This window comes from Erwinia endophytica, from assembly GCF_009295515.1.
GTDB lineage: Bacteria > Pseudomonadota > Gammaproteobacteria > Enterobacterales > Enterobacteriaceae > Erwinia > Erwinia endophytica.
Genome location: NZ_RQVV01000011.1, coordinates 350,054 through 369,524, shown reverse-complemented (window position 1 = coordinate 369,524; position 19,471 = coordinate 350,054). Strand labels below are relative to the sequence as shown.

The 19,471-nt window shown below is 52.4% G+C and carries 19 protein-coding genes; 2 read left to right on the top strand and 17 right to left on the bottom strand.

The genetic code is table 11. The features are described from left to right. Window positions 1-5 precede the first annotated feature (5 nt). The 16 genes from EH228_RS04090 to yceD form a co-directional block, all read right to left on the bottom strand. Window positions 6-377: a YcfL family putative periplasmic lipoprotein gene (locus tag EH228_RS04090; protein WP_152320394.1), complete on the bottom strand. Its 372-nt coding sequence runs from the start codon at window positions 375-377 to the stop codon at window positions 6-8. A gap of 26 nt (window positions 378-403) precedes the next feature. Then, window positions 404-754, bottom strand: coding sequence for a purine nucleoside phosphoramidase (gene hinT, locus EH228_RS04085; protein WP_152320393.1), 351 nt, complete (start codon window positions 752-754; stop codon window positions 404-406). 289 nt (window positions 755-1,043) lie between these two features. Beyond that, window positions 1,044-2,477, bottom strand: a complete 1,434-nt coding sequence (ptsG, locus tag EH228_RS04080; RefSeq protein WP_152320392.1) for a PTS glucose transporter subunit IIBC — start codon at window positions 2,475-2,477, stop codon at window positions 1,044-1,046. Window positions 2,478-2,777: 300 nt separating this feature from the next. Further along, window positions 2,778-3,569 carry a metal-dependent hydrolase gene (locus EH228_RS04075; protein ID WP_152320391.1) on the bottom strand — a complete coding sequence of 264 codons (792 nt, stop codon included), beginning with the start codon at window positions 3,567-3,569 and terminating at the stop codon, window positions 2,778-2,780. A 9-nt stretch (window positions 3,570-3,578) separates the two neighbouring features. Further along, window positions 3,579-4,577, bottom strand: a complete 999-nt coding sequence (gene holB / locus EH228_RS04070) for a DNA polymerase III subunit delta' (RefSeq protein WP_152320390.1) — start codon at window positions 4,575-4,577, stop codon at window positions 3,579-3,581. Continuing rightward, window positions 4,574-5,206 (bottom strand): dTMP kinase, encoded by a 633-nt coding sequence (gene tmk, locus EH228_RS04065; RefSeq protein WP_152320389.1) that lies wholly within the window; start codon window positions 5,204-5,206, stop codon window positions 4,574-4,576. Before tmk ends, holB begins: the two co-directional genes overlap by 4 nt. Beyond that, the gene (mltG, locus tag EH228_RS04060; RefSeq protein WP_152320388.1) at window positions 5,196-6,215 is read right to left on the bottom strand and encodes an endolytic transglycosylase MltG; all 1,020 of its coding nucleotides are present in this window, start codon (window positions 6,213-6,215) and stop codon (window positions 5,196-5,198) included. Before mltG ends, tmk begins: the two co-directional genes overlap by 11 nt. Window positions 6,216-6,226: 11 nt before the next feature. Next, the gene (gene pabC / locus EH228_RS04055; protein WP_152320387.1) at window positions 6,227-7,027 is read right to left on the bottom strand and encodes an aminodeoxychorismate lyase; all 801 of its coding nucleotides are present in this window, start codon (window positions 7,025-7,027) and stop codon (window positions 6,227-6,229) included. A gap of 170 nt (window positions 7,028-7,197) precedes the next feature. After that, complete coding sequence (gene fabF / locus EH228_RS04050) at window positions 7,198-8,439, bottom strand: beta-ketoacyl-ACP synthase II (protein WP_152320386.1); 1,242 nt, start codon at window positions 8,437-8,439, stop codon at window positions 7,198-7,200. An 84-nt stretch (window positions 8,440-8,523) separates the two neighbouring features. Further along, entirely contained in the window at window positions 8,524-8,760 is a 237-nt protein-coding gene (gene acpP / locus EH228_RS04045; protein ID WP_004157115.1) for an acyl carrier protein, read from the bottom strand. A 154-nt stretch (window positions 8,761-8,914) separates the two neighbouring features. After that, the gene (fabG, locus tag EH228_RS04040) at window positions 8,915-9,649 is read right to left on the bottom strand and encodes a 3-oxoacyl-ACP reductase FabG (RefSeq protein WP_152320453.1); all 735 of its coding nucleotides are present in this window, start codon (window positions 9,647-9,649) and stop codon (window positions 8,915-8,917) included. Between the two features lie 18 nt (window positions 9,650-9,667). After that, entirely contained in the window at window positions 9,668-10,591 is a 924-nt protein-coding gene (gene fabD, locus EH228_RS04035; protein ID WP_152320385.1) for an ACP S-malonyltransferase, read from the bottom strand. Between the two features lie 16 nt (window positions 10,592-10,607). Beyond that, window positions 10,608-11,561, bottom strand: coding sequence for a beta-ketoacyl-ACP synthase III (locus tag EH228_RS04030; RefSeq protein ID WP_152320384.1), 954 nt, complete (start codon window positions 11,559-11,561; stop codon window positions 10,608-10,610). A 6-nt stretch (window positions 11,562-11,567) separates the two neighbouring features. Then, window positions 11,568-12,602, bottom strand: coding sequence for a phosphate acyltransferase PlsX (gene plsX / locus EH228_RS04025; protein ID WP_152320383.1), 1,035 nt, complete (start codon window positions 12,600-12,602; stop codon window positions 11,568-11,570). A 23-nt stretch (window positions 12,603-12,625) separates the two neighbouring features. Then, on the bottom strand, window positions 12,626-12,796 hold the full coding sequence (rpmF, locus tag EH228_RS04020; RefSeq protein WP_016192161.1) for a 50S ribosomal protein L32: 171 nt from the start codon (window positions 12,794-12,796) through the stop codon (window positions 12,626-12,628). Window positions 12,797-12,810: 14 nt separating this feature from the next. Next, window positions 12,811-13,332, bottom strand: coding sequence for a 23S rRNA accumulation protein YceD (gene yceD / locus EH228_RS04015; RefSeq protein ID WP_152320382.1), 522 nt, complete (start codon window positions 13,330-13,332; stop codon window positions 12,811-12,813). 142 nt (window positions 13,333-13,474) lie between these two features. Between yceD and EH228_RS04010 the strand changes: the two genes are divergently transcribed. Then, window positions 13,475-14,059 (top strand): Maf family protein, encoded by a 585-nt coding sequence (locus tag EH228_RS04010; protein WP_152320381.1) that lies wholly within the window; start codon window positions 13,475-13,477, stop codon window positions 14,057-14,059. A gap of 273 nt (window positions 14,060-14,332) precedes the next feature. On the opposite strand, the gene rluC is transcribed toward EH228_RS04010, so the two are convergent. Further along, complete coding sequence (gene rluC, locus EH228_RS04005; protein WP_152320380.1) at window positions 14,333-15,295, bottom strand: 23S rRNA pseudouridine(955/2504/2580) synthase RluC; 963 nt, start codon at window positions 15,293-15,295, stop codon at window positions 14,333-14,335. A gap of 573 nt (window positions 15,296-15,868) precedes the next feature. On the opposite strand from rluC, the gene rne reads away from it, so the two are divergent. Beyond that, window positions 15,869-19,369, top strand: a complete 3,501-nt coding sequence (gene rne, locus EH228_RS03995; RefSeq protein WP_152320378.1) for a ribonuclease E — start codon at window positions 15,869-15,871, stop codon at window positions 19,367-19,369. The last annotated feature ends 102 nt before the right edge of the window (window positions 19,370-19,471 follow it).

Here is a 19,471-nt window from a genome sequence, read left to right as displayed (position 1 = left end):
ATCTCCTAAAGATAAAGGTACAGCCGGACTTTACTGGCCGTCAGGTTACCCGTTTGCGATGATATTTCAACTTTAGCGTGAGCAGGAACACTGACCTGACGTGGTCGTTCAAAGGGCAGAATTTCCAGCCCTTTGTCATCGTACCAGTAAAAACGGTAATGCACGGTGACGGAGGCTCCCTGCTGGTTGAACAGCTCCGCAGAAGCCCGCTGCTGTCCATCATGTTCTGACATCACCGGCTCATCGGTGGTAATCCCCGCTGACAACACTGACGACTCCATCACCAGAGATTGCGAGGTATTGATGACGGTGCGATCGCTGCTACAACCGCTCAAAAATGCCAGAATCACCATCGCCGTTGCGATTGTCCGTTTCATAAATAATGTCCGCATTAACGAGGCATTCAACCCGCCAGCATCGGCCCCAAAGGACGTCCGCCAACCAGATGCAGGTGGATATGATACACCTCCTGCCCACCATGCTTATTACAGTTGATTATCAAGCGATAGCCATCTTCTGCAATGCCTTCGGCTTTAGCGATTTTTGCCGCCACCACAATCATCCGTCCCAGCGCTGCCTCATGACCCGCTACGGTATCATTAGCCGTAGGGATCAAAAGATTAGGCACCACCAAAATATGGGTTGGCGCTTTTGGCGAGATATCACGAAAGGCGGTCACCAGCTCATCCTGGTACACAATATCAGCCGGAATTTCACGACGGATAATTTTACTGAAAATGGTTTCTTCAGCCATGGTTTAAGATCCTGCAGTTAGGCGAGTTAAGTCATCGCAGTATGAGCGAGATATTTGTTTTCTTTCAACCTTCCAGTGTCTTTTCTTTGCCTGATCATATTGGGTTGGCGATTTTACAACCAATCGATGGGCCAAAACGCCTGTATCATCGAAGGCTGCGGCCCCGGAATATATCGACATCGCTTTTTTCTTCAGACTATCGCGCTCCCCCTCTTCTCCTTCTTCACTGCGTCTTTAGGAGGATAAAAAAAGGGCGGCTTTCACCCCCCTCCAGCGCTATAGCTAACCGTTACATGTTACGAATATAATCGTCCATATCGGTTTTCAAGTTATCAGATTTAGTGCCAAAAATAGCCTGAACGCCAGAGCCGGCAATCACCACACCCGCAGCCCCCAACTGTTTCAGTCTGGTCTGATCAACCTTAGACACATCGTCCACACTGACGCGCAAACGGGTGATGCAGGCATCAAGGTTAGTGATGTTCTCTTTTCCCCCAAACGCCGCCACCAAATGAGCGGCCATTTCATTTGACGCAGCGGCTGACTGTTCGGCGCGATTATCTTCACGACCCGGTGTTTTCAGATTCAGTTTGCTGATCAACACGCGGAACACCGTGTAGTAAATCAGAGCGTAGAACATCCCCACCACTGGGAACAGCCAGATTCTGCTGCTGTTACCGCTCAGAACCACGAAGTCGATCAATCCATGCGAGAAGCTGATGCCGTTACGCATGTCGAGCAAAATACAGATGGGAAAAGCCAGTCCAGCCAGCAGGATGTGTATAACGTAGAGGATCGGCGCCACGAACATGAACGAGAACTCAATCGGTTCGGTTATCCCGGTCAGGAATGACGTCAGCGCGGCAGAGATCATGATCCCCCCTACTTTCGCCCGGTTCTCTGGCCTGGCTGAATGCCAAATGGCAATAGCCGCCGCTGGCAAACCGTACATTTTGAACAGGAAGCCGCCAGAAAGTTTACCGGCAGTTGGGTCACCCGCCATATAACGAGGGATATCACCGTGGAAGACCTGCCCCGCAGCATTGGTAAACTCACCAATTTGCATCTGGAATGGCACGTTCCAGATATGGTGCAGACCAAATGGCACCAGCGAGCGCTCGATCAGGCCGTAAAGACCAAAAGCCACCACCGGATTTTGATAGGCTGCCCACTGAGAAAAATCCTGAATGGCAGAACCAACCGGTGGCCAGATAAAGGAGAGTACCACGCCGATAAAAATGGCAGTGAAACCAGAAATAATCGGTACAAAACGCTTACCTGCAAAAAAGCCGAGATATTCCGGCAGTTTGATACGGTAGAAGCGGTTGAACATATACGCCGCAACCGAACCCGCAATGATCCCGCCCAGTACCCCGGTATCGGCCAGGTGCTTCGCTTCTATCTCGCCAACAGGGATATGTAGTACCAGAGGCGCCACGACCGCCATGGTTTTCACCATGATGCCATATGCCACGACTGCCGCCAGCGCAGAAACACCGTCATTATTGGTAAATCCTAACGCCACGCCAATAGCGAAGATCAGCGGCATATTGGCAAAGACGGAACCGCCAGACTCAGCCATCACATGAGAAACCACCGCAGGCAACCAGCTGAAATTCGCTGAGCCAACGCCCAGTAGAATACCGGCTATCGGCAGAACTGAAACCGGTAGCATCAACGATTTACCCACCTTCTGCAGGTTGGCAAAAGCATTTTTAAACATGGTATGTATAACTCCTGAATATGCGTGTTTTTTTTCGCGCATGACGCAAATAACGCCGTGATATCTCGTTATTTATGGCGTAATTTGACACTATCGATATTTATTTTGAACTGTAAAATAAATAATTATTTCCTGATTTGATGGTTATCAAGTTTCCAGCGACATCCCATGAGCCGAGGCGATTTTAATCTGGGTACGACTATTTTTTAACAACAACAAACCGCAGCGCCCATGTTTGGGCGCTGTTCTTTACTGCTTAAAATGACGCATTCGGCGCTAAACGCGCTAAAAAATCAACGTTCAGTCGGTGAGACGAGAAAGCGGCACATGAAACAATCGGGAGAAATTTTCCGTGGTGGTTTCAGCCAATTGTTCAATGCTTACGCCTTTGAGAACCGCCATGTATTCGGCAACATCACGGGTATATGCTGGCTGATTCTCTTTACCCCGGTAAGGTACAGGGGCCAGATAAGGTGAGTCAGTCTCAAGCAGAATACGATCCAACGGCACATAACGCGCTGCCTCGCGGATCGTCTCCGCATTGCGGAAAGTCACTATGCCGGAGAAAGAGATATAAAACCCCATATCCAGCAGTTTCTCAGCGGTTTCGCGATCTTCGGTGAAGCAATGCAACACGCCGCCACACCCTTCAACCTGCTCTTCCCTGAGGATAGCCAGTGTATCTTCACGCGCATCACGTGTATGAACAATCACCGGTTTCTTCAGATCGCGACCAATACGAATATGTTCACGAAACGAGGCCTGCTGCTGTGCTTTAGTCTCTTGCTGATAATAGTAATCGAGGCCCGTTTCACCCATCGCCACCACACGCTCGTCGGCAGCCAGCTGGCGCAGTTCAGAAAAGTCGTAAGGCTGCTCCTGATTCAGCGGGTGAACGCCGCAAGAAAATGCCACATTGGGGCGATCGCCAATCAACTGGACCATCGTTTGATAACCTGGCAGTGTCGTCGCGACGGCCAGCATAAATTTAACGTCGCGCGCGGCGGCTTTCGCCAGTACATCGCTGACGTCCTGGTGCAAATTTTCATAATCCAGGCCATCAAGATGGCAATGTGAATCCACTAAAAACATAATGACTCTCTAATTCATCAATCCAGACTGCCGGCGAGACAACATTTGCTCCCAATGCAGCAACTGATCGGTCAGTAATAATTCACGGTTAACGGCAACCACCTTCAGTAACCGATCACGGCAGGTCATCCATTGGCGTACGCTTTCATCCAGTACCCGGGCAGACAGTTGCATCGCCATGTCGGCGATCAGCGGTTGCTGGTCAATATTGGCAATAAACTGACTGCCGCCTTGCTGCCACTTCAGAGCATCGACCAGCAGAGCACACAACCAGCCGCAACGTTGCACCACATCGTCATGGTTGAGGACGGTCAGCAAAGAAAGCATATCGCCACGCAACGCAGCAGGCAGGGCGTGGCAAAGCGTCTGCCGGGCCGTCCAGACTTTATCTTCCAGTAACCACTGTGCCGCCGCCGGTGCGCCGCCACAAAGACGTAACGCGCTGAGACCATCCTGTTCTGTCACCCTCATCTGCTTTTGCAACCATGCCAGACTGACCCTTTCATCAGGGGGGGACAGATGAAAATTCAGACAGCGACTGCGTAGCGTCGCCAGTAATTGTGACGGTTGCTGGCAACTCAACAAAAACCAGGTCTTTTGCGGCGGTTCCTCCAGGGTTTTTAATAACGCATTGGCTGCCGCCTCCGTCAGTTGCGCCGCATCAGCCAACCAGACTACCTTTGCCCCACCCTGCTGTGCATGATGATAGAGTTTTTCGGTCACGCTGCGTACAGCATCAATACCCAGTGAACTTTTCCCCTTTTCCACTTCCAATGCATACCAGTCAGGATGAGTATGCGCCTGCATCAACTGGCAAGCGTGGCACTCGCCGCAGCTTTTCAGCCCATCCCGTTGCTGGCACATCAGCCAGCGACTGACTCCCCACATCAACGACGCATCGCCCATGCCGGGCAACGCCTGCACCAGCAGCGCATGGTGACCACGTCCCGCCTGGTGCTGTCCGATAATATGCCGGTAAGGTTGATTCAGCCACGGATACCAGATCATCGCTGTTCCTGCAGCCATTGCACCAGCGTCCGGCTGATTGCCTGCGATACCTGTTCAATGGACTGCGTAGCGTCAATGGTTTTGATCCGATCGTCGCTGGCGGCCAGTGCCAGGTAACGTTCTCGCGTACGAATAAAGAAGTTCAGCGACTCTTGCTCAATGCGATCCAGCTCGCCCCTGGCTCTGGCACGCCGTAGCCCGATTTCTGGCGTAACGTCAAGATACAGGGTCATATCCGGCGCAAAGTCGCCCAGCACGCTCTGCTTTAACTGCTTCATCAGGGCGACATCCATACCACGTCCTCCGCCCTGGTAAGCCTGCGAAGAAAGATCATGGCGATCACCGACTACCCAGGAGCCTCGTGCAAGGGCAGGTTTAATAACGTTTTCCACCAACTGAACACGCGCCGCATAGAGCATCAATAACTCAGCCTGGTCTGTCACCCGTTCGTCTTCAATACCCTGCTTGATCAGGTCACGCAGCTTTTCAGCCAGCGGCGTTCCTCCCGGTTCACGGGTGAAGACGATGTCAGTTATCCCCTGTTGCCGCAGAGTGGTGACAACCACATCACGTGCGGTGGTTTTACCCGCGCCTTCCAGGCCTTCAATGACAATAAATTTACTGTCCATTTTTTTCCTTCAGCGCCAAACGCCATGCCTGCACCGCTTTGTTATGGCTGGCGAGGTTGGTCGTGAAAGTATGCCCACCTTTACCATCGGCCACAAAATAGAGAAAATCTGTCTTTGACGGCTGCGCGGCAGCTTCCAGAGAGGCCTTACCCGGCATCGCAATCGGCCCCGGCGGCAAGCCGTTAATCACATAAGTGTTATACGCAGTTGGCGTCTCAAGATCCTTGCGTGTCAGCGTGCCTTTGTAGCTATCACCCATACCGTAAATTACCGTCGGATCAGTTTGCAGCCGCATTCCAAGACGCAAGCGATTAATAAATACTGAAGCGACCTTACTGCGCTCATCACTCAGCGACGTCTCTTTTTCCACGATCGACGCCATCGTGACCAAATCGTTCTTATCTTTATAAGGTAAATCGACCATTTTATTCTGCCAGAGCGTATCGACCAGTTTCATCATCCGCTCATGCGCGCGTTTGAGGATCGCCACATCGGTGGTATTCGCCGTGTAGGAATAGGTATCAGGATAGAATCCGCCCTCAACCTCTGGTTCCTGTAAATTCAACGCCGCGGCGACCGTCGTCAGCTTATCATCTGCCAGAGTATGTTTGATATACGGTGCGGCACGCAGCTCGCTCAGCCACTCCTTCATTTTGGTGCCTTCCACGAAACGCAACGGAAACTGCGCCTCTTTACCACTGACCAGCAGTTCCAGCATCTGGCGGACCGTCATACCGGGTTTGAAACGATAGGTTCCCGCCTTGAATTTCGCCAGCTCCGGTTCCAACTGTAGCAGACCGCCAAACCAAAAAGTGCGAGGCACAATGTTCTGCTGCTTTAATTCCGCTTCCAGCGCTCCCCTGCCTGATCCCGGCGGCAGGGTGAAGATAGTTTCTTTCTCTATCGATAACGGGGACGTTTCAAACTGTTTGATCTGCCAGTAACTAAAGGAAACTGCCGCCACCACAAGGACGATGATCCCGGTAAAAATTTTTCTTTTTGCTGTCATAAAAATCCCTGCTAATCGTCTTTGAAAGCGCCTATCAGGTTAAATAGTTTTCTTGAGTTGTAGGTCAGTTGCTCAATCTGGATAACCGGCAATACAGGCATCAAGGCGTTGGTTATCAGCACCTCCTCCGCCTCTGCCAGCACCTGGGGAGGCTGTCGGACTTCGAAGACTTCAGTACCCTGCTCGCGCAGCAACTGAATGACCTGCTGACGCTGAATACCCCTGACGCCCGAGTTGGTCAGATCCGGGGTAAATACCTGTTTTCCCTTGCGCCAGAATAAATTTGCCGCACAGCATTCCACCAGCATGCCTTCAGTGTCAAGCACCAACGCCTCGTCAGCATCCGTCTGCTCAAGCTCCGTACGGATCAACACTTGTTCCAGCCGGTTGAGATGTTTGATCCCTGCCAGTACCGGATTACGGCTCAGCCTGATGGAGCTGAGCGCCAGCTTCACGCCATTTTGCCTCAGTTGGTGATAATGGGAGGGATAGTCAGATAACGAGACAATCCGCGTCGGCCTGTCGCACCCACTGGCACTGTAGCCCCGCCCGCCTGCACCTCGGGACAAAATCACTTTCAGCACACCCTCGACGCGCGTAGCGGCGGCGAAAAGCATTTCATCACGCAAAGCATCCCAGTCAACCCCCCGGATCAGCAAGCGCTCACAGGCCAGGGACAGCCGCTGAAGATGGGCACCCAGCGCCACAACTTTGCCGCACAGAATACGCGCCGTGGTGAAACAGCCATCGCCAAACTGAATAGCGCGATCCCCAACCGCGAGGCTGTCCTGCGCTTCACCATTAATCCACACTGGTTCTTCCCCCTGAGTGACTGTTGCACAACGGTAAGATTACCTGCAAGGATGTCTGGATTCATCTGATTGTCCGTGCAGAATTGTATAGAGATGAAAATGGGCGAAAACGACAGGCTGAAAATCACAAAAGGTCCACCGAGATGGACCTTTAAAGCAGTAGAAGACAATCAGACTTTGCGGAAAATCAACGAGCCGTTGGTTCCGCCAAAGCCAAAGGAGTTACATAAGGTGTACTCCAGACCTTTAACCTGGCGAGCGGTGTGCGGCACAAAATCCAGATCGCAACCTTCATCCGGGTTATCCAGATTAATGGTTGGCGGCACGACCTGGTCGCGCAGCGCAAGAATAGAGAAGATCGACTCTACCGCCCCTGCAGCACCTAAAAGATGACCGATCATCGACTTGGTGGAGCTGACCATAACATGATCAGCACTGGCCCCGAAGACTGACTTCACCGCCTGGGCTTCTGCTTTATCACCGATAGAGGTTGAAGTACCGTGCGCATTGATATAACCGATCTGTTCCGGTGACAATTGCGCATCTTGCAAGGCGTTCTTCATTGCCAGCGCAGCACCTGCGCCGTTTTCTGGTGGCGACGTCATGTGGTAAGCATCACTACTCATGCCAAAACCAACCAGTTCAGCATAAATTTTCGCGCCACGTTTTTTCGCGTGCTCATACTCTTCCAGCACCACAATACCCGCACCGTCACCCAGTACAAAACCATCACGCTCTTTATCCCACGGACGGCTTGCCGCCTGCGGATTTTCATTGCGAGTGGACAACGCGCGCGCAGCGCCAAAACCACCAATACCCAGCGGCGTACTGCCTTTTTCGGCACCGCCAGCCAACATCACATCGGCATCGCTATAGGCTATCATACGGGCAGCCTGCCCAATGTTATGCACACCGGAGGTACAGGCGGTTGAAATAGCGATACTCGGACCATAGATGCCGTACATGATAGTCAAATGACCCGCTATCATGTTCACAATCGTGGAAGGAACGAAGAAAGGGCTGATTTTTCGCGGGCCACCATAAACCAACGCAGAGTGGTTCTCTTCTATCAGGCCCAGGCCACCAATACCGGAGCCGACAGCGACGCCGACACGATGGGCATTCTCATCAGTAATAACCAGACCGGAATCCTGCATGGCCTGAATACCAGCCACAACTCCATATTGAATAAAGGCATCCATCTTGCGCTGATCTTTACGCGTGATGAATTCTTCACAGTTAAAGTCCTTTACTAAGCCAGCAAAACGCGTTGCGTAGGCACTAGTATCAAAATGGTCGATCAGGCTGATGCCACTCTGACCGGCAACAAGAGCATTCCAGGTAGACTCTACGGTATTGCCGACAGGAGACAACATGCCAAGACCGGTCACAACTACACGACGCTTAGACACGTTTGTCCTCCAGGGAGGGAAAAAAGAATACGCGGTAATCCAGATAAAACTCAGGCGGTCGAGTGACCGCCTGGAGATGCTCACTTATGCCTGGTGACCATTGATGTAATCAATAGCAGCCTGAACGGTAGTGATTTTCTCAGCTTCTTCGTCCGGAATCTCGGTATCAAACTCTTCTTCCAGAGCCATTACCAGCTCAACGGTATCAAGAGAATCAGCGCCCAGATCTTCTACAAAAGAGGCAGTATTAACAACTTCTTCCTGCTTAACGCCAAGCTGTTCGCCAATGATTTTCTTAACGCGTTCTTCGATAGTGCTCATACTATTAAATTTCCTATCAAAACTCGCTTTCGCGATGGTTTTCGTAGTGTATAAAATGTTGAAAAAGATGCAACTAAATCCCGGCTGGTCAAACCACGAATTTACGCTATTTTGCGGGTATAACCGCAAATAACGCAAATAATTTTCGTGATTATCAGACCATGTACATTCCGCCATTGACATGCAGCGTCTCACCAGTGATGTACGCTGCCTCGTCAGAGGCTAAAAATGCAACGGCATTGGCGATTTCCAGCGGGTCACCAAGACGGCCCGCTGGTACTTCCGCCAGAATGCCCGCACGCTGATCTTCAGTCAACGCACGCGTCATGTCGGTTTCAATGAACCCCGGAGCCACAACGTTAACGGTAATACCACGTGACGCAACTTCACGCGCCAGTGACTTGCTGAAGCCTATCAAACCCGCTTTTGCTGCTGCGTAGTTTGCCTGCCCCGCATTACCCATCGTTCCAACCACTGAACCGATGGTAATAATTCGGCCTGCACGTTTCTTCATCATAGCGCGCATTACCGCTTTTGACAGGCGGAAAACGGAAGTCAGATTCGTGTCCAGGATATCCTGCCATTCATCATCCTTCATTCGCATCAGAAGATTATCACGTGTAATGCCAGCATTATTGACTAAAATGTCCACTTCGCCAAATTCAGCGCGAATATTTTCGAGGGCGCTGTCAACGGATGCGCCGTCGGTCACATTCAGCAGCAGGCCTTTGCCATTGCTGCCCAGATAGCCGCTTATCGCATCAGCACCGCTCTGGCTGGTCGCGGTTCCCACCACTTTAGCACCGCGCGCAACCAGTGTTTCCGCGATAGCACGGCCTATACCACGGCTTGCACCAGTAACCAGCGCGATTTTTCCTTCGAAGTTCATCATCATCCTCGTCTTTTGTTAAAGCGCCGCTGACAGGCTGGCTGGGTCATTCACCGCCGCTGCTGTCAGGGTGTCAACAATACGTTTGGTCAGGCCCGTCAGCACCTTACCTGGACCAACTTCCAGCAGCGATGTCACACCCTGGCCTGCCATAAATTCCACGCATTCGGTCCAGCGAACCGGACTGTATAGCTGGCGAACCAGCGCACTGCGAATGGCTTCTGGCGCTGTTTCACATTTAACATCAACGTTATTCACCACCGGAAATAATGGGACGTTGAAGGTTATTTTTTCTAATGCTACTGCCAGTTTGTCGGCGGCGGGCTTCATTAGCGCGCAGTGTGACGGCACGCTAACCGGCAGCGGCAGAGCCCGTTTGGCGCCAGCCGCCTTACAGGCGGCTCCCGCACGCTCTACCGCTTCTTTATTACCCGCGATCACGACCTGGCCAGGTGAGTTGAAGTTCACCGGTGAAACCACCTGCCCCAGCGCAGACGCTTCACACGCTTTGGCAATAGCCGCATCGTCCAGGCCGATAATGGCCTGCATCGCGCCGGTTCCCGCTGGAACCGCTTCCTGCATCAGTTTGCCACGCAGTTCAACCAGTTTAATCGCTTCACTGAAATCAAGGACATTGGCGCAAACCAGCGCACTATACTCGCCCAGGCTATGTCCCGCCAGCATTGCCGGGGCCTTTCCGCCTTTTTCCTGCCAAATACGGAAAATGGACACCGAAGCGGCCAGCAACGCAGGCTGAGTTTGCCAGGTTTTGTTCAGTTCTTCAGCAGGCCCCTGCTGCACCAGCGCCCACAGATCGTAACCCAGCGCCTCTGAAGCCTCACGGAAAGTCTGCCCGACCAGAGGATTCTCTGCAGCCAACTCGGCCAGCATGCCGACTGTCTGCGATCCCTGTCCCGGGAAAACCATTGCAAATTGCGTCATTGTCATATCCTGTTAATCAAAAACGTACTAATGCCGAACCCCAGGTAAAGCCACCGCCGAAGGCTTCCAGCAAAATCAACTGCCCCTGCTGAATTCGTCCATCCCGTACGGCTTCATCCAGCGCGCTCGGGACAGAGGCAGCAGAAGTGTTGCCATGACGGTCGAGTGTCACCACCACTTTTTCCATCCCCATTCCCAACTTACGCGCTGTCGCGCTGATGATACGCAAATTGGCCTGATGCGGAACCAACCAGTCGATCGCTTCCCGCTCCAGATGGTTTGCCTGTAGCGTTTCTTCGACAATGTGCGCCAGTTCAGTAACCGCGACCTTAAACACTTCGTTACCGGCCATGGTGATATAGGCCGGTTGCTCCTGATGTTCGCGGTCCTGATTGGCCAGCGTCAGCAACTGCCCATAGCGTCCGTCGGCGTGCAGGTGAGTCGAGATGATGCCAGGCTCTTCGCTGGCAGTAAGGACGACCGCGCCCGCGCCGTCGCCAAAAAGAATAATCGTGCCACGATCCTCAGGATCGAGCATACGTGCCAATACATCAGCGCCAATAACCAGCGCGTTTTTCACCGCGCCGCTTTTGATATATTGATCGGCGACACTCAAAGCATAAATAAACCCCGCACAGGCTGCCGCGAGGTCAAAAGACGCTGCATCTTTAATGCCCAGTTGTTGCTGGATCATACAGGCTGAACTTGGAAAAGCGTGGCTGGAAGACGTCGTTGCCACCACAATCAGGCCGATGTCATCCTTGTCAATACCCGCCATTTCCAGCGCCCGCTCAGCGGCGTGGAAGCCCATCGTCGCAACAGTTTCATCCGGTGCGGCAATACGGCGTTCACGGATGCCGGTGCGGGTGACAATCCACTCGTCCGAGGTTTCTACCATTTTTTCCAGATCGGCGTTAGTCCGCACCTGTTCGGGCAAATAGCTGCCCGTACCGATAATCTTCGTATACATGTACGCTCAGTCACTCTTAGGTAATACAGCTCGAAGGCGAGCGGCAATCCGTTCCGGGACTTGCCGCCGCACCGCCTGTTCTGCCTGTTCTATCGCCGCAGCGAACGCGCGTTGATTAGCACTTCCATGACTCTTAATCACGGTACCGCGTAATCCTAACAGACAAGCACCATTGTACTGGTCGGGGTTGAGATGGCCGAAACGCTTCACCAGGCGTTTTTTCAAAAAACGTCCGAGCAGAGTCAGCCACCAGGCCCTTTTTTTACTTTCGCTCTGTGATTTCAACAACGAAAGAAACATTCTTACCACGCCTTCCATGGTTTTCAGCGTGACATTACCCACAAAGCCATCGCAGACAAGGACATCCGTTTTCCCGGTAAGAAGATCGTTACCTTCAAGATATCCAATATAGTTAATTTCCGGCGACTTACGAAGAATTGCCGCAGCCTCGCGAATACTGTCTAACCCTTTGGTCTCTTCCTCGCCAATATTCAGCAACGCCACACGAGGCGTATCTATGGCCAGGACTTCTTCAGCCGCCACTGCGCCCATGATAGCGAACTGCACCAGCATGGCGCTGTCCGATTCCACATTCGCGCCCAAATCCAACACGACGGTTTTACCCTGCTGCTGATTTGGCAAAACGGTCATCAACGCAGGCCGCTCAATACCATCAAGCGGCTTGAGCAGTAATTTTGACAATCCCATCAGCGCCCCAGTATTACCGGCACTGATACAAGCTTCCGCCCGCCCTTCTTTCACCAACTCCAGCGCCACACGCATAGAGGAACCGCGACTATGGCGGATCGCGTGTGAGGGTCTGGCATCACTGGCAATAACCGATTCGGCAGGAATTATCTGCAGACGGGCCATTAAGGCGGAATCAGCTTTTGCAAGTAATGACGAGATATTGTCGGGATTGCCGACCAGAAGAAGATGCAGTTGCGAGTTAGAGGCCAGTGCCTGCATTGCCGCAGGCACCGTCACGCAGGGACCGAAATCCCCGCCCATGGCATCTATCGCCAGGGTCAATCGTGTCAAAGTATCGCCGACTGGACCGCGAATTACTTAGTGATGACCTTGCGACCGCGATAGTAACCATCTGCAGTGATGTGGTGACGCAGATGCGTTTCGCCAGAAACTTTATCTACGGAAAGAGTCGTCGTGGTCAGAGCATCATGTGAACGACGCATGCCACGTTTGGAACGGGTTGGTTTATTCTGTTGTACGGCCATGGACCTTACTCCTATTACTTACGCTTTAAACTGGCTAATACGGCAAATGGGTTTGGTTTTTCCGCCTCTTCAGGCAATTTGCCAAAGACCATGTCCGCCTCGGACACTTCACAGTGTTCAGAATCATGCACCGGAACGACCGGCAGGGCGAGGATAATTTCATCTTCCACCACCGCCAGCAAGTCGATTTCGCCAAACTCATTGACCTCGACCGGCTCGTACGCCTCCGGTAATGCTTCAGCCTGCTCATCAGTGACGACAGGACTGAAACAATACGTTACGTGGACATCGTGCGGAAAAGACTGGCCGCAGCGTTGACAAGACAGCGTAACGGATACCGCCGCAGTACCATTAAGTACCGCTAAACGCTGGTTGTCGATGGCAAACGACATGGTGCAATCCACATCTGTGTCCACACTGACCACCGATTCAGCAAGACGTTCCACCTGTTCAGAGGTGTAAACACCCTGATAATCAAGGCGTTTCTGAGCGCTACGGACCGGATCGAGGGTCAGGGGTAATTTCACTTTTTGCATAGGGCGCGCATATTAACTGTGTCACGACGTAGAGTCAAAGAAAAAGGCCGATTTACAGCATCTTTCACCCATTATTCGCATCCAGTGCGGTGCACAGTTTAAAATGTCCAGAACTGATTCGCTATCTATATCTGGAAAAAAAATGACACAGCTGGTTTTAGCCTCTACTTCCCCGTACAGAAAAGCGCTACTTGAACGACTGGGCATCCCCTTTATTACCGCCGCACCTGAAGTCGATGAAACCGCACAACTGAATGAAAAAGCGACCGATCTTGTTATGCGCCTCGCAACTGCGAAAGCCCAGGCGCTGGCTGAGACGTTTCCACATCATTGCATTATCGGTTCGGATCAAGTGTGTGTTATTGACGGCAGCATCATCGGCAAACCCCATACGGAAGCGAAAGCCTGTGAACAATTACGTCAAGCCAGTGGACGCTGCGTCGTTTTTTATACTGGCCTTGCCCTGTTCGACAGCCGAAATAATAATCTGAATGTTATTTATGAACCGTTTAGTGTCAATTTCCGCCAATTGAGTGAAAAAGAGATCATTAACTATGTACGAAAAGAGCAGCCACTGAACTGCGCGGGGAGTTTTAAAAGTGAAGGGCTGGGGATAACCCTGTTTGAGCGGCTGTCAGGACGTGACCCTAACACCCTGGTGGGGCTGCCACTGATAGCGCTGTGCGAGATGTTGCGGGCAGCAGGCATTGATCCGCTGAAAGAATAAGGTGGATGCGATGTTGAGCGCGGTAAGAGAGTCAATCGCGGTGACAGCTTGTCTCGACAGGACGGATTATCGGAACACGGTCACGCGTAAACTCGGCCATGAGGGCTTGATTCCCCCGTCCATGCGCTCAACAGGCCGCTTATCCACCCCTGCTGCAACTAAAGCCATAGCGTTGCAGCTGCTCAGGCCATTTCATTTATAAATCTGACTTTCACTTGATCGCTAACGAGCCACAGGGGCATTTTTGCGCGGGTTTACCCTTAATTCACTCATTCACTTCGCCGGAGAACTCTTTCGCAGCAATGCGAGACAATGCTTCAGCTCTTCATCCAATGGGGCTTCCACCCGCATAACTTCGCCGCTCTGCGGATGTGTGAACCTCAACGCGGCCGCATGCAAAAAAAGTCGCTTCAGGCCAGTGCCGGCCAATTGTGAGTCAAATTCTTTTTCACCATAACGATCGTCAAAGGCTATCGGATGTCCGGCATATAGCGTATGCACACGAATCTGATGCGTCCGTCCAGTTACCGGGCTGGCTTTAACCAGTGTGGCATGAGCATAGCGCTCTTCCACCTTGAAATGAGTCTCTGAAGGCTTACCCTCGCTGCTCACTCGTACGACTCTTTCACCGCTTTGCAGAATATTCTTCAATAACGGTGCCCGTACTACCTTTAGATGGGCAGGCCACTGACCACGAACCAGCGCGAGATAATCCTTCTGCATCCCTTTTTCACGCAGTTGCTCATGCAATGAACGCAACGCAGAACGCTTCTTCGCCACCAGCAGAATCCCCGACGTATCACGGTCCAGTCGGTGCACCAGCTCAAGAAAACGCGCATCCGGACGCAACGCCCGCAATCCTTCTATCACCCCGAAACTGAGCCCGCTGCCACCATGCACCGCCGTGCCGGATGGCTTGTTCATCACCAGAATGCTGTCGTCCTCAAACAGGATGGCGTCGGCCAGCGCCGCCACTTTTGCCAGTTTGGGTGATACCGTTTCGTCATCACGCTCACTCACACGGACGGGCGGGATCCGCACTTCATCACCCTCTTCCAGTTTATATTCTGGCTTAATTCTGCCTTTATTAATACGCACTTCACCCTTACGTAAAATGCGATAAATCATACTCTTAGGCACACCTTTCAATTGTGTGCGTAAAAAGTTGTCAATGCGCTGTCCTGCCTCATCAGCAGAAATCGTCACAATACGGACTGCGGGGGGATTCGTTTTCATGGCGGCGATTCTAAATACAGCGCCAGGATAGCGCCACTCCTTTTTCTATGCTTAACTGACAGTGTGCCTTGCCAGGCGGTGCTTTACGTCCAGTTTTTAGGCAATTTGCTGAATCACGATGCAAATCGGTCGATAAAGCTGGGATAAACTTCGCAGAGCAAGAAAAGTCACCTTGCTATCACGGGGTTAGCAATGGAATAATGTTTCTGTTTTCCAAAATCTATCCTTGGTTAACAAGAAAATAGCGTAAAAGAAGTTTTGCCGGATAACCCATACACGCAGCAATGGCGTAAGACGTATTGTGTAATCAGGCATTTAGCGGGCTGCGGGTTGCAGCCTGGACGACAAGACGGGATTGGTTCACTCTGGTTATCCACTGGCGGTTCCCCCATTTTTTAAAAGCGCTGTTTTTCCAAATGAAAAACAGGCTGCCGAGATTTTTGCGCCCCTTAGCAAGCGACAACCGGGAGGTTGACGACTTTGCGATGAGACTCGGGGCCATCGGTTGATCGCGTCCAGCGTTACTATTGCCCGTAGCTTTGTCACTAATGTAAGAATAATGAGTAAGTTACGATGAAAAGAATGTTGATAAACGCAACTCAGCAGGAGGAGTTGCGTGTCGCTCTTGTGGACGGGCAGCGTCTGTATGATCTGGATATCGAAAGCCCAGGACACGAACAGAAGAAAGCCAATATTTATAAAGGCAAGATAACCCGCATTGAACCCAGTCTTGAAGCAGCATTTGTTGACTACGGTGCTGAAAGACATGGTTTCCTCCCTCTGAAAGAAATCTCCCGCGAATACTTTCCCAGCAATTATTCCTCCCACGGACGTCCCAATATTAAAGATGTGCTCCGTGAAGGTCAGGAAGTTATTGTACAGATTGACAAAGAAGAACGAGGTAACAAAGGCGCAGCCTTAACCACCTTTATCAGTCTGGCTGGCAGCTATCTGGTGCTGATGCCAAACAATCCACGCGCAGGCGGTATTTCGCGTCGCATTGAAGGCGATGACCGAACTGAACTGAAAGAGGCCCTTTCCTCGCTGGAACTACCTGATGGTATGGGGTTGATTGTGCGTACCGCTGGCGTCGGTAAATCTGCCGAAGCGTTGCAGTGGGACTTAAGCTTTCGACTGAAACATTGGGAAGCTATCAAGAAAGCCGCTGAAAGCCGCCCTGCTCCATTCCTGATTCATCAGGAAAGCAATGTGATTGTCCGGGCTTTTCGCGATTATCTGCGTCAGGACATCGGTGAGATCCTCATCGATAATCCCAAAGTTCTGGAACTGGCGCGTCAGCATATCGCCGCTCTCGGTCGTCCCGACTTCAGCAGCAAAATCAAGCTCTATGCGGGTGAAATCCCGCTGTTCAGCCACTACCAGATCGAATCACAAATTGAATCCGCCTTCCAGCGTGAAGTGCGTCTGCCTTCCGGTGGTTCAATTGTTATTGATACGACAGAAGCACTAACCGCTATCGACATTAACTCCGCACGCGCAACACGCGGTGGCGATATTGAAGAAACCGCTTTCAATACCAACCTGGAAGCAGCCGATGAAATAGCCCGCCAGTTGCGCCTGCGCGATCTCGGTGGCCTGATTGTTATCGACTTTATCGATATGACCCCCGTTCGCCACCAGCGCGCGGTAGAGAATCGCCTGCGTGAAGCTGTCCGTCAGGATCGCGCGCGCATCCAGATCAGCCATATTTCGCGTTTCGGCCTGCTGGAGATGTCACGCCAGCGCCTCAGTCCCTCGCTGGGCGAGTCCAGTCATCATGTGTGCCCTCGCTGTAGTGGAACGGGCACCATTCGTGATAACGAATCGCTGTCACTGTCTATTTTACGTCTGATTGAAGAAGAAGCGCTAAAAGAGAACACCAAAGAAGTCCACGCTATCGTACCGGTACAGATTGCCTCTTACCTGTTGAACGAAAAACGTGACGCCGTAAGTGCCATCGAAAAACGCCAGGGTGGCGTACGGGCGATCATCGTCCCTAACGATCAGATGGAAACCCCACACTACTCCGTGTTGCGCGTGCGCAGCGGTGAAGAGACTCAGACGCTGAGCTACCATCTGCCGAAACTGCATGAAGCAGAAATGGCGCAGCCTTCAGAAGAAGAGAATGGCGAACGTAAACGCCCTGAGCAACCTGCTCTGGCAGCTTTTGTGATGCCTGATGCGCCGCCTGTTCCACAGGAAAGCGAGTCAGCAGCCAGCAAAGCACCAGCCAGTGTCAGTGTAAAAACGACTGTTATCACCAGAGAACCTGGCCTGCTGAATCGCTTTTTCCGCAGCCTGAAGAACCTGTTCGCCAGTGAAGAAAAACCGGTCGAACAATCTGAGCCCGTCATCGTGGAAGCGGAAGTAGCGGAAACGACCGCACCACGTAATGAACGTCGTAACAATCGTCGTCAGAATAACCGCCGTGACCGTAATAGCGGGGAGCGAAGCGAGCGTTCTAACGATCGCCATGGCGATCGCAGCGAACGTAATGAACGCAGTGATCGTAATGAGCGCAGCGGTAGCCGTAACGAGCGTATGGTTCGTGATCGCGCTCCTGCCAACGAAGGTCGCGAAGATAATCGCCGTAACAAACGTAATAATGTTGTTCAGACGGAGACTGAGGCACGTGAAGAACGTCAACCCGTAAACGAAGAGTCTTTCGATCAGCAACCGCAACCATCACGCCGTGGCGATCGCCAACGTCGTCGTCCGGAAGACCGGCGCCAGGCTGTACAAGAAGAGCAATCAGTTGAGGCGCCGCTGGCTACCGAAGCGTCTGTATCTGTAGAAGAGCGTGAAGAACATGTCCAGGTGATGCCACGCCGTAAACCACGCCAACTGAGTCAGAAAGTACGTATCGAAACCGCTGAACAAACCGCAGCCCGTGCCTTCGCTCCGCAAGAAGCCACGCCAACGGAAGAGCCTGACGTCGCATTGCCGGTTGCCACTGTAACCGCACCGGAAGCAGACGAAAGCGAAGATCGTGACAGCAATAGCATGCCGCGCCGTTCACGGCGTTCTCCACGTCATCTGCGTGTCAGTGGACAACGCCGTCGCCGTTATCGTGATGAGCGTTACCCTAATCAGTCGCCAATGCCGCTCACCTTCGCCGTTGCTTCACCTGAATTGGCTTCTGGTAAAGTATGGATCTCCTATCCGGTCGCGCAGGCTAGTGATGAGAGTGAAATTGAGCAATCCATCGTGCCGGAATATGGTCACGAAGAAACGGCTACCGCCATCCCCACAGAGGCCAGTAGTTTGCCGACTGAAGCGCAGGAAGGGGCTAAGGCAGAGCATATCGCCGATCCACAGTCGGAAAATCAACCTGCCATTACGCCAGTGAATGCTGATGAAACCGGCGCTATAGCCGCGCCCGCAGGCGAAGACGCGACGGTTATCCCGGTGACCGCTCAGTCTGCCGCCGAAGCGCGGTCGGTAGACGATAGCCATCCAGCCGTTCAAACCTTCGTTAACGCGGTGGAAGGAATCGTCGCTAATACGAAACAGGCTGAAGAGCAACCTGTTGCTGAAAAAATCAGCCAGCAGACCAGCGCTAACGCGACTGATGTCAGTACAGAAACCAAACTGCGCGGTGAAGCGGAAACACTCGCAGAACCGGTGATCTCTGTGGAGCCTCATGCGCCAGTCCCTACCCGTGATGAACCGGTGATAGCTGCGCCAGTGACGTCAGCCGCGTCGACCGATGCCAAAACGGAGGAAGCCGAGCCTGCCGCCGCAATAGCAGAATCGGTAACACCTGTTACTGAAACAACAGCGCCGCAGGAAACACCTGTACCGTCATCAGTCATGGCTGCGACAAACAGTGTTGCTGCATCGACAGTGACTGATACGGCATCAGTGTCCCAGCGTACTACGGCACTGGCCCCTGCGTTCAAGCATCACGCCACAGCACCAATGACGAAAGCGCCTGCGCCTGAATATCAGCCGGAACCAGTCCGCCACAGTGACTGGATTCGCCCGGCCTTTAACTTTAAAGGTAAAGGTTCCGCTGGGGGACACGCGGCAACACATCATGCCGCGGCTCCGGCAACGCGTCCGCAACACTAAATAAACCATCACCTTGATAAAAAAGCCCCTGTCGAAAGACCGGGGCTTTTTACTGTGTATTCAATGTGAATTTGAGCTGATCAAACCGCTTCCCCGGGCGCT